The 11,606-nt window shown below is 44.5% G+C and carries 10 protein-coding genes and 1 other RNA gene; all 11 read right to left on the bottom strand.

Going from position 1 to position 11,606, the window contains the following annotated elements:
• Positions 1 to 14: 14 nt before the first annotated feature.
• The gene (qoxA, locus tag ATG71_RS07605; RefSeq protein ID WP_098439097.1) at positions 15 to 1,034 is read right to left on the bottom strand and encodes a cytochrome aa3 quinol oxidase subunit II; all 1,020 of its coding nucleotides are present in this window, start codon (positions 1,032 to 1,034) and stop codon (positions 15 to 17) included.
• 372 nt (positions 1,035 to 1,406) lie between these two features.
• The gene (locus ATG71_RS07600; protein ID WP_098439096.1) at positions 1,407 to 3,863 is read right to left on the bottom strand and encodes a heavy metal translocating P-type ATPase; all 2,457 of its coding nucleotides are present in this window, start codon (positions 3,861 to 3,863) and stop codon (positions 1,407 to 1,409) included.
• A gap of 15 nt (positions 3,864 to 3,878) precedes the next feature.
• Positions 3,879 to 4,094 (bottom strand): heavy-metal-associated domain-containing protein, encoded by a 216-nt coding sequence (locus ATG71_RS07595; protein ID WP_098439095.1) that lies wholly within the window; start codon positions 4,092 to 4,094, stop codon positions 3,879 to 3,881.
• A gap of 22 nt (positions 4,095 to 4,116) precedes the next feature.
• Positions 4,117 to 4,578: a CopY/TcrY family copper transport repressor gene (locus tag ATG71_RS07590; protein ID WP_098439094.1), complete on the bottom strand. Its 462-nt coding sequence runs from the start codon at positions 4,576 to 4,578 to the stop codon at positions 4,117 to 4,119.
• Positions 4,579 to 4,862: 284 nt separating this feature from the next.
• Positions 4,863 to 5,189: a four-helix bundle copper-binding protein gene (locus ATG71_RS07585; RefSeq protein WP_098439093.1), complete on the bottom strand. Its 327-nt coding sequence runs from the start codon at positions 5,187 to 5,189 to the stop codon at positions 4,863 to 4,865.
• 204 nt (positions 5,190 to 5,393) lie between these two features.
• Positions 5,394 to 5,757, bottom strand: a transfer-messenger RNA (tmRNA) gene (gene ssrA / locus ATG71_RS07580).
• A 150-nt stretch (positions 5,758 to 5,907) separates the two neighbouring features.
• Positions 5,908 to 6,378 carry an SsrA-binding protein SmpB gene (smpB, locus tag ATG71_RS07575; protein ID WP_098439092.1) on the bottom strand — a complete coding sequence of 157 codons (471 nt, stop codon included), beginning with the start codon at positions 6,376 to 6,378 and terminating at the stop codon, positions 5,908 to 5,910.
• Between the two features lie 120 nt (positions 6,379 to 6,498).
• Positions 6,499 to 8,838 (bottom strand): ribonuclease R, encoded by a 2,340-nt coding sequence (rnr, locus tag ATG71_RS07570; RefSeq protein WP_098439091.1) that lies wholly within the window; start codon positions 8,836 to 8,838, stop codon positions 6,499 to 6,501.
• Positions 8,839 to 8,865: 27 nt separating this feature from the next.
• On the bottom strand, positions 8,866 to 9,612 hold the full coding sequence (locus tag ATG71_RS07565; RefSeq protein ID WP_098439090.1) for an alpha/beta hydrolase: 747 nt from the start codon (positions 9,610 to 9,612) through the stop codon (positions 8,866 to 8,868).
• A gap of 306 nt (positions 9,613 to 9,918) precedes the next feature.
• Positions 9,919 to 10,146: a preprotein translocase subunit SecG gene (secG, locus tag ATG71_RS07560; protein WP_060672588.1), complete on the bottom strand. Its 228-nt coding sequence runs from the start codon at positions 10,144 to 10,146 to the stop codon at positions 9,919 to 9,921.
• Between the two features lie 163 nt (positions 10,147 to 10,309).
• The gene (gene eno / locus ATG71_RS07555; protein ID WP_098439089.1) at positions 10,310 to 11,602 is read right to left on the bottom strand and encodes a phosphopyruvate hydratase; all 1,293 of its coding nucleotides are present in this window, start codon (positions 11,600 to 11,602) and stop codon (positions 10,310 to 10,312) included.
• Positions 11,603 to 11,606: the final 4 nt, after the last annotated feature.

Here is an 11,606-nt window from a genome sequence, read left to right as displayed (position 1 = left end):
AAAGTCCTCCCTTCTTAGTGCTCGTGACCGCCATGATCTTCATGGTTGTCATCTTCATCTTTTTTCTTCTTATCGTCATGGTCCATGCCTTCATGGCCTTCCATATCCATATTGCCATGAACGGATTTAGCATCTTTATCTGCTCCACCTACCGTGGTATCCAGTCCGTACTTCTGGCGGATCGCCATAGCATACTCGGAATTCTTACCATGATCGACGAATGCTAAGTGAGTAGATGAAAAGGTCATCTTATCAACCGTTTCAGGAAGCATCAGTTTTTCATACGTATCTTCCGTCAATTTCGGTTCGTCTTGAGCATCTTCTACCCAATCTTCATATTTGTCTTGTTTCATCGCAACGAAATCAAACGTTTGGTGCGTCATACCTTCACCTGTGAAGTTGGAATTTCTTCCATCATACGTTCCAGGTTCATCAGCCTGCAGATATAAGTCATTGACCATTCCAGGCATTCCATAGATCTGACCGCCGATTTGTGGTACCCAGAAGGAAGCCATAGAGTCTGCAGCGGTTACTTTGAAGAGAATCGGATGATCCTCAGGGACATTCACATAGTTTACGGTTTCGATTCCTTCTTCAGGGTAGCTGAAGATCCATTTCCAATCGACAGCCGTCGCATGGATCACGATCGGGTCTTTATGAGCGGTCGCTTCCGGTGCTTCCCTCAATTCATAAAGGGCCTTTGTATTGGGGATGGATAATGCAATGACGATCAGGACAGGAATCAACGTCCAAATGATCTCAAGGAATGTACTTCCGTGCATATCCGGTTTATAGTCACTATTCTTCTTACTGCTCCGATACTTGAATAGTATGATTGTAAAGAATCCAAGTACAACAACCATAATGGCAATCATATAGTAGATGGACAGCATAATCAGATCTTTTTGAACGGCACCCACCGGTCCTTTGGGATCCAGGATGATCAATTCGCTATCCGTACTGAAAATAATGATGAAAAATAACGAAATAAGACTTATTAAAACAATTAAATACGGTTTAAATTTATTAAACAAAAGAAATCACCTTCCTTTATGTAGAATTTACTCTCGTAGACCTATACTATCAAATTCTCTAATCAGGTACCCTTCATAACTTCATTTTTAAACAGATTTTCGAAATTTCGACGCATTTTATTCACAGAACGGTAACAATGTTGGAAAGAATTGCTCAATGGACAAAAAAATAACTCTCAACGTTATCTGAGAATAACGTTGAGAGCGGTTTATAGGTTGATTATTTAGAATTTTACATAAACACTTTTCACAAATCAGATCAAAAAATTATCTGAGAATAAGATATTTTAATCCTTCATTCACTTCAAATGTTCCAATAGTAAACGAGGTCCTGTGAATAAACACAGAACCTCTTTATAAAAGTCGTTAGAACTATAGACCTGATGGTTTGAATCCTTTCAATCGAAGGGCGTTCAGCAAGACAGATACCGAGCTGAAGCTCATGGCTGCCCCGGCGATCATTGGATTTAATAACGGCCCGCCGAACAGGTATAAGATTCCCATGGCAATAGGAATACCGAGGATATTATAACCAAATGCCCAGAATAGGTTCTGCTTGATGTTCCTTATGGTCGCTTTACTTAATTCAACGGCTGTCGGTACGTCCATTAGATCACTTCTCATGAGGACGATGTCTGCCGACTCCATGGCCACGTCCGTACCGGAGCCGATGGCGATCCCGATATCAGCCTGCGCAAGGGCGGGAGCATCATTAATTCCGTCCCCGACCATCGCCACCTTCCTGCCTTCTTCCTGAAGCTTCTTGACTTCATTGGCTTTGTCTTCTGGCAGTACTTCACTCAGCACGCGGTCGATCCCTACTTCTCTTGCGATCGCTTCCGCTGTCCGCTTGTTGTCTCCCGTAATCATTGCCACTTGGATCCCCATTCTGTGAAGTTTTTCAATGGCTTTGAAACTCGTTTCTTTTACCGTATCGGCGACGGCGATGATGCCCGCAATCTGTTCTTCGACGGCGATGTACATCGGCGTTTTCCCCTCGGCTGCCAAGCGGTCCGAAGCTTCTGCCAGTTCACCGACATCGACATCATTTTCGTCCATCAACTTGCGGTTTCCGAGCAGGAGATCGTCTCCTTCGACCGTCACTTCAATTCCCTGTCCCGTAATGGCGTCAAAGAAGTCCGTCTTACGCAGGGTCAGTCCTCTCTCTTCCGCTTCTCGGACAATCGCTTCTCCAAGGGGATGTTCAGATCCCTTTTCAGCTGAAGCGGCAAGGATCAGGAGTTCTTCCTCTAAAAAGCCTTCCGCCATCACGATATCCGTCACTACAGGCTTACCTTCCGTAATGGTACCGGTCTTATCAAACACGATGGTGTCTATTTTGTGGGTTGTTTCAAGAGCTAAACCGCTTTTAATGAGGACGCCATTTTCAGCGCCTTTTCCCGTACCGACCATGATGGCTGTAGGTGTCGCGAGTCCAAGAGCACAAGGACAGGCGATCACGAGAATCGAAATGGCAATCGTAAAGGCAAAGAGGCCTGATTCTCCTGAAACATACCAGGCGAGCCCGGATAAAATGGCAAGAACGATGACGATGGGCACAAAATATCCTGAAATCACATCCGCCATTTTGGCAATGGGGGCCTTTGATCCTTGCGCATCTTCCACCAGCTTGATGATCTGGGATAATGCCGTATCTTTCCCGACTTTCGTAGCCTCATATCGGATGGTTCCATTTTTGTTGATGCTCGCACCGATGACGTTCGAACCCGGCGTTTTCTCAACAGGGATACTTTCCCCGGTGAGCATTGCTTCATCGACGGATGTTTTCCCTTCTGTCACGATTCCATCAACGGGTATCCTTTCGCCAGGCTTCACGATGATGATATCCCCGACTTCCACTTCTTCGACCGAAATTTCGATTTCTGCTCCATCTCTTACGACTGTGGCTGTTTTAGGGGCAAGCCCCATCAGTTTCTTGATCGCTTCAGACGTTTTCCCTTTCGAAAGGGCCTCGAAATATTTCCCTAAAGTAATGAGGGTGAGGATGACGGCTGCCGATTCAAAATAAAGATTCTGCGCATACCGTTCACTGCCTGCCATGATCATGATGCTTGCAAACAAACTATAGAAGAACGCTGCCCCAGTTCCGAGGGCCACCAATGAATCCATATTGGGATGGCGTTTTGAAAGCGTCTTAAATCCCACGGTGAAAAACGGTTTCCCCATCGCCACGACAGGAATGGTGAGAACAAGTTGTATCAACGCAAATCCAGATGGGTTCACCATCGGATCGATCGCATCGGGCAGTGGCATGCCGAACATATGCCCCATGGAGACCAGGAGCAAGGGAACAGTGAAGACGGCTGAAACCCAGAAGCGTTTCCACATGGTCCTGATGTGCTGCTCTTTCTTATTCCTGTCTTCGTCTACTGAATCCTCTGAGTCCATCTCCTCATGTGCTTCATATCCGGCGTCGGAAACCGCCCCTTTGATATCAGACACGGTAACGACGGCGGAATCGTACTCAATGACCATTTTCTCTGTAGCCATATTGACCGTCGAATCCTTAACGCCATCCAATTTTCTTGTCGCCTTTTCGACCGATTGCACACAGGATGCGCACGTCATGCCTGTCACGCTGAAGGTCTTTTTCTCCATTTCTGTGACTGCCCTATAACCTGCGTCATCCACTGCCTGCTTGATTTCTTCGAGGGAAAGCTCATTTTCATCATAGGTTATATTCATTTTCTCGGTTGCAAGATTTACGTTTGCTTGTTGAACACCAGCTAGTTTCTTCGTTGCTTTCTCAACAGCCTGTGAACAAGAGGCACATGTCATTCCTTCGATGTTCAATGTTTTTTCCGTCATTGTGCTGACCACCTTTTATTTTGCAGGTTCTGTTTGATATCCCGCATCAGACACCGCTTTACTTAAACTGTCTGGTGATTGCTTTGATTCGTCATACTTCACCTTAGCCGCACCATTTTCGAGATCAACTTTGGCTTTTTCTACTCCGTCCAGTTCGTTCAGAACCGTCTCTACTTTTTTCACACAATTCCCACATGTCATTCCAGATACGTTTAATAATGTTTTTTCCATTGCTAAAACACTCCTTTAATTTTTAATGATGGCAGTTCATGCCTTGATCTTTTTTGCAGGTACACTGTCCTGGAACGCAATTACAAGCGATCTCATCGACAGCATCTTTTTTCTTGGATTGTAAAACTTGTTCAAGAAGCGCAATATCTTCATGGCTCAACGTTGCCTCTCCAATCAGGTCGGCAATCGTTTTCCCCACCGCCCGGCTGCATATATGGGTGAATAATCCTGACTTCAGTGTTTTGAGGCTTTCTTTCTCGCTGACTCCCGGCCTGTAAATGAACCGGTTTCCGATTTTTTCGGTTGTCAGCATCCCTTTTTTGACCAGACGCCCAATAAAGGTTTTCGTGGTTGCCGGTTTCCACTCTTTCTTTTCTTGAAGGACGGCACTTATTTCCTTGCTGGTCACTTCTTTGAGCGTCCAGACAACTCTCATCACTTCCCACTCAGAATCCGTGATTTCCGGTTTTTCTTCTTTGGGCAAGTTGACCACCCCTTTCTGTTTACATTTGTAATCGATTTATATTTATAGTTTACAACTGTAATCGATTTTAGTCAACAGAATTGATTCGACGAAATGTAAAAATGGGCTGTTGCTCTTGATCCCTGTTTTTTATTCTGTACCACTGGTGGTATTCTATAAACTCATTTATTTTAGTAAAAGACCCCTTTCGTAAAATGAGTCAAAAAAAAATGATCCCGATAAAGGATCATCTCTTTATGTTTGTTTAGCTGGTGATCACACTCTCTCGGTGACCATTATTCCTGTTAGGCGATTTTTTTACACTCTTCTGCACAGTTGAAGCAGGCATCCGCACATTTTTGACAATGATCATGATCATGTTTCTTACACTCTTCGCCGCATGCTTCACAAATCTTCGCACACACCTGGGCGAGTTCCGCTGCAAATGGTGTCCCTCTCACTAAGGATTGTTCTAAGTATGAACACATATCCGCGCATTCACGATCTAACCGGATGCATCCTTTCATCATGTTTATATCATCTTCTTTTAAGCAGGAATCGAAACAGTGGTTACAGGCTTCCATGCAATCGTGTAGTGCTTTAATGGCTGATTGATACTTTTCATGTGACATTTTTCATTCCTCCTAATGAATTTGGTTATTGGATACACTTTTACTATATCCTGTTAGAATACGTTTAAACGGATTTAGGATATTTTTATATCTAAAACACCAAAAAGCCATGTTCCTTTTAAAACTGGAACATGGCTAACTTAATAAAAATATAGGAAAGGAATCTCGATAAAAACCCAAATAAAAAACCACCAAATATGTATTTGGTGGAGACGGTGGGAATCGAACCCACGTCCAGAAACATCGCCACTTAAGCGTCTACGAGCGTAGTCGATATATTCGCAAGTTCGCTACAGCTTCTGCCTATCGACGGGCGTCCGTGCAGCTAGTCTGATTGGTCTCTTCCTTTGTCCTCAGACGGTGGACTCCGGCGTAGCCTACTAAGAGTGAGTCCCTTACCCTACCACATAGGCGATGGAGGGAGGAACAGCTAAAGTGCTATTACGCAGCTAAAGCTAGGTTATTGTTAGTTTTGCCAGTTATTATTGGCTTTGGCGTTTTAACGTAGACGACCCCTACGGCTCGCGACCTAAGCTCGAACTATCCCTGTCGAATCCGTAACGTCCCCATGATAGAAAGGGAAGAACGGGAAAGAATAAGTTCAGCGTGTAAGTCACTTATTCAATTGTTCTTGCTGCCGCTTAATTTCCTTGCGACATCTACTAGTATAACAAATCCTGAGATAATTGCAAATGCCAGATTCCGGAAATCTGTAGTGTTACATCCCTTTTTGGCGCTGAGCCAGTTCTCTTTGGATGGAACGATTCGCTTCTTTACGCTTCAAATCTTCTCGTTTATCATACTTCTTCTTACCGCGTGCCATCCCGATCAGAAGCTTCGCTACACCATTTTTGATGTATAGCTTCAAAGGCACGATGGAATAACCAGCTTCTTTTGAATCACCGATCAGTTTATTGATTTGCTTTTTGTGAAGCAATAATTTACGTGTCCTGAGCGGTTCATGATTAAAACGATTTCCCTGCTCATACGGACTGATATGCATGTTGTGTACGAAGATTTCCCCGTTTTGAACACGTGCAAAGGAATCCTTCAAGTTCACCCGGCCTCCCCGGATCGCTTTGATTTCAGTCCCTTGAAGTACAAGACCTGCTTCATATGTCTCTTCTACGGCATAGTCATGCCTTGCTTTTTTATTTTGGGCAATAAGCTTGCCTTCTCCCTTTGGCATTGGAATCCCCCTAGTCATCTCCATCAGTTTACTCATTATTATCTCATATTTTCAAGAAAAATTGTATCGTTACACTCTGAAAAGAAAAGGAGCAAAGGATGTCCCATTGCTCCTGAACCTTTATTTCTTCTTTTTACGTTTGCTTCGAGGTGCATTTTCAAAGTGTTTCTTATTCGTCTTTTTCTTCTTATTGTTCGGTTTACGCGTTGACCATTCCCCGTCCTTTTTACGGGATGAAGATTGATTCGATTTCGAGCGATCTGATTTACCACTATCTGAACGGATCGAACGGACACGGTTTTCGCGCTCTTTACGGGTGCCCTTCATGCCTACGATTTCAAAATCGATGGCGCGCTCATCTTTATTGACGCTTACGACACGTACCGTGATTTCATCACCGATTCTGAACACATTTGCGGTTCTTTCACCGATCATGGCGAGATGACGCTCATCAAATCTGTAGTAGTCGTCTGTCATATAACTCACATGGACAAGTCCTTCGATGGTGTTCGGCAATTCGACGAACAGTCCGAAATTCGTAACGGAGCTGATGATTCCGTCGTATTCTTCTCCCACTTTGTCTTCCATGTACTCTGCTTTTTTCAGTTCATCGGTTTCACGCTCTGCGTCCACTGCACGGCGCTCACGGCTGGATGTATGCTCAGCGATGTGACCCATTTGAGAACCCCATTTATCCCGGGTGGACTGATCCACTTTCCCCTCGATCAAGTACGTTCTGATCAAACGGTGAACGATCAAGTCAGGATAACGACGGATCGGGGATGTGAAATGAGTATAGAACTCAGTCGCCAGTCCAAAGTGCCCAAGGCTTTCAGGGTCGTATTTCGCCTGCTGCATGGAACGGAGCATCATCGTCGAAACGACCATTTCTTCCGGTTCACCCTGTACGTCTTCGACTATTTCCTGAAGGGCACGGGGATGGATGCTATTAGCTGTTCCTTTTACAATCAAACCGAAATTGGTGATGAATTCGAAGAAGCGCTGAAGCTTATCTTCTTTCGGATCTTCATGAATTCGGTAGATGAATGGCACTTCCATCCAGTGGAAATGCTCGGCAACCGTCTCATTGGCGACCAGCATGAATTCTTCGATCAGTTTCTCTGCCACTGAACGCTCACGAAGGACGACATCCGACGGTTCCCCTTCCTCATTCACCAGCACTTTCGCTTCTTTGAAATCAAAGTCGATGGCCCCGCGCTTCATCCGTTTGGTACGAAGAACCTGAGCCAGGTCCTCCATCTCCTCGAACATCGGTACCAAAGGCTTATATTTCGTGCGGAGCTCTTCGTCTTTATCGACAAGGATCTTGTTTACATCAGAATAGGTCATTCGCTCGGTCGTCTTAATGACACTCTGGAAGATTTCGTGTTTGACGACATCGCCTTCGGGTGAAATTTCCATGTCACACGATAACGTCAAACGATCCACTTTTGGATTAAGGGAACAAATCCCGTTGGATAAACGATGCGGAATCATCGGGATGACCCGGTCTACGAGATAGACTGACGTCCCTCTATCGAATGCTTCCTGATCGATCGGGGAGCTCTCTTTGACATAGTACGTGACGTCTGCAATATGTACTCCAAGCTTGTAGTTCCCGTTGTCCAGTTTCGTCACGGTTACGGCGTCATCTAGATCTTTGGCGTCTGCGCCATCGATCGTGACGATGGTCTGATCGCGGAGATCTTTCCGGTTCGGGATTTCCGATTCGTCGATTTCACTTGGTACCTTGTTTGCCTGATCCATGACCTCTTCAGGAAATTCAACGTCAATCCCGTGCTTATGGATGATGGAAAGAATATCGACTCCCGGATCATTTTTATGACCGAGGATTTCGATGACTTCTCCTTCAGCACTCTTGCGTCCCTCAGGATAAGACGTCAACTTTACGACGACCTTATGTCCTTCAGCCGCTCCCATCTGGGCAGATTTCGGAATGAAGATATCACTGGCAAATTTCTTATCATCAGGGATGACAAAACCGAAATGCTTGCTTTCCGTGAACGTACCGACCATTTGATCGACACCGCGTTCGACGATCCGGACGACGGTCCCTTCTCTTCTTGAACCTGAGGAAGAGGTTGACACTCTTACTAATACAATATCGCCATGCATGGCGTTATTTGTTTCGTTCGGAGGGATGAAGATATCATCCATACCGGATTCTTCCGGTATCACAAACGCAAATCCTTTCGCATGAGCGGATACTTTCCCTCTTACCAGATTCATTTTTTCAGGCAGGCCGTAGCGATTGCTTCTTGTTCGTACGACGAGGCCCTTTTCTTCCATTACGACAAGTGCTTTGACAAAATCCTTGAAGTTCGTGGACCCTTCAATTCCGAATGCTTCTTCAAGCTCCTGCACCGTCAATGGCTTGTATGCCTCTTCCTTCATATAGGAAAGCAGCCTGTCCACATGCTCTTTAATATTTTCGTCCATGACAATCCCTCCTGATCATCGAATTCATCAAACCGTCCAATCCAATTTCTCCAAGAAATCGTAGACGTCTTCATGAAGCTGTTCTTTTTCTTTATCCAATGTAATGACATGACCGGACTCTTCGTACCACTTGATCTCTTTCTCATCCGACTCCACGTTGTTGTAAATGATATTCGCAGAATCCGTATTGATCATATGATCATGCCTTGCCTGTACAACAAACGTCGGTGAATAGATCATGTCCACGTTTTCACGCACATCTGCAATCAATTCCTGCAGGGACTTCAATGTATTCATCGGCGTTTTCTTAAACTCTTCTATTTCTTTTTCAATTTGGTCTTCCGGTTTTCCTTCAAACTTTTTAAATTCACGGGCGTAATCGACAACCCCTTTATACATCACATCTTCACTTTTTATATACATTGGTGCACACATAGGGACAATACCCTTTACAGGTACAGTGTAACCTAATTTAAGAGAAAATACCCCTCCGAGAGAAAGGCCTGCAACCGCAATCTCCTCGTACCCCTTGCTCTTTAAATGCTCGTAGCCTTCCATGACATCCCTCCACCAATCTTCAGGACCCGTGTGGACCAATTCTTCCGGTGGGACACCGTGTCCTTTATAGTGGGGGGCGTGAGAGGAATAGCCCTTCTTTTCCAAGAAGCGTCCAAGCATTCGGACGTCTGCTGAATTCCCCGTGAATCCGTGGAGCAGCAAAACGGCTCTTGGACCCGCTTCGAATGTAAATGGTTTTGGTAATACAGTTTTCATCTTAATGACTCCTTTTATCTCATTTTAAACAAACGTTTGATTAGTAGCCAGAAACCTTGATTTTAAAGGCTTCGTCTTATTAAACAGTTGTTTAGATGATTTTCGTATGTAATCGGATATTGGTGGGTTTTTTGTTAAACAAACGTTTGATTAATAGCTGAGAAGCTTGCCATTACAGGCCTCGTTCCACTAAACGATCGTTTAGTCCACTCTTCTACTTTATTTTTAGCAAACTATGGACAGACAATCCAATATTTCGCTTGTAAATAAAAAAACCTGACCTTAATGATCAGGTTTTGGTTCGTATTAGATAGCTACGATGGCGATGGTTAGTACGAAGAATAGTACCGATAATACGATTGTGATTCTGTGCAGTACTAAGTCAATCCCACGAGCTTTTTGTTTCCCGAAAAGTTGTTCTGCACCACCAGAGATGGCCCCTGAAAGTCCAGCACTTTTACCTGATTGAAGTAATACAAGAGCAATAAGTGCTATGGATACGATAATAAGTAAAGTGACGAGTATTGTGTGCATGAGTCCCACCTCCTGATACGAACATAACATTACTACTAGTTTACCATAGGGAAGATGGACTGGACAAGGTAATATTGATTGAATTGTGGAAAGAGTTGGTACAGTCTGTCAAACCAAAAAAACAGCCCCGTCCTAAGACGGGGCTGCCTCTCTTCAATCGCGATTAGCGATTAACGTTATAGAATGTTTTCGCTCCAAGATATTGAGCTGTATGAGCCAATTGATCTTCAATGCGAAGTAGTTGGTTGTATTTTGCTACGCGGTCTGTACGTGATGGTGCACCTGTCTTGATTTGACCAGCGTTTGTTGCAACAGCGATGTCAGCGATTGTGCTGTCTTCTGTTTCACCAGAGCGGTGAGAGATAACGGCTGTGTAACCAGCGCGTTTCGCCATTTCGATTGCGTCGAATGTTTCAGTCAGTGTACCGATTTGGTTCACTTTGATCAGAATTGAGTTACCGATACCTTGCTCGATACCTTGAGAAAGCTTCGTTGTGTTTGTAACGAATAAGTCATCCCCTACTAATTGAACCTTGTTACCGATACGGTCAGTCAGTAGTTTGAAACCATCCCAGTCGTTTTCGTCAAGGCCGTCTTCGATCGAGATGATTGGGTATTTGTTGCACATTTCTTCGTACCAATCAACCATTTCTGCTGAAGTACGTACAACGCCTTCTCCAGAAAGATGATATTTACCGTCTTCTTTGTTGTAGATTTCAGAAGCTGCTACGTCCATTGCAAGAAGGACTTCTTCCCCTGGCTTGTAGCCTGCTTTTTCGATTGCTTCGATGATTGTAGAAAGAGCTTCTTCATTTGACTTAAGGTTTGGAGCGAATCCACCTTCGTCACCTACCGCAGTGTTGTATCCTTTTGATTTAAGAACTGATTTCAGGCTGTGGAAGATTTCAGCACCCATGCGAAGACCTTCTTTGAAAGTAGGAGCTCCTACAGGCATTACCATGAATTCCTGGATGTCTACGTTGTTATCAGCGTGCTCTCCACCATTAACGATGTTCATCATTGGTACTGGAAGCTGCTTCGCGTTGAATCCACCAAGGTATTGGTATAATTCCACTCCGAAGAAGTCAGCAGCTGCGCGTGCAACAGCCATGGATACACCAAGGATTGCGTTGGCACCTAGTTTACCTTTGTTTTCTGTACCGTCAAGAGCGATCATCGCCTGGTCGATGGCTACTTGTTCAGTAACATCGTAACCGATGATTTCTTCAGCGATTTCGTTGTTTACGTTATCGACTGCTTTTTCTACCCCTTTACCAAGGTAGCGGCCTTTGTCGCCGTCACGAAGTTCAACTGCTTCGTATTCACCAGTTGATGCTCCAGATGGAACAAGTGCGCGCCCGAAAGCACCTGATTGTGTGTAAACTTCTACTTCGATTGTTGGGTTTCCGCGTGAATCCAATACTTCACGTGCATATACGTCTGTAATAATTGGCATTTAG

This window comes from Bacillus sp. es.034 (assembly GCF_002563655.1).
In the GTDB taxonomy this organism is placed as follows: domain Bacteria; phylum Bacillota; class Bacilli; order Bacillales; family Bacillaceae_B; genus Rossellomorea.
Note: the sequence above shows the minus strand (reverse complement) of the source record. Positions and strands in the feature narration are given on the sequence as shown.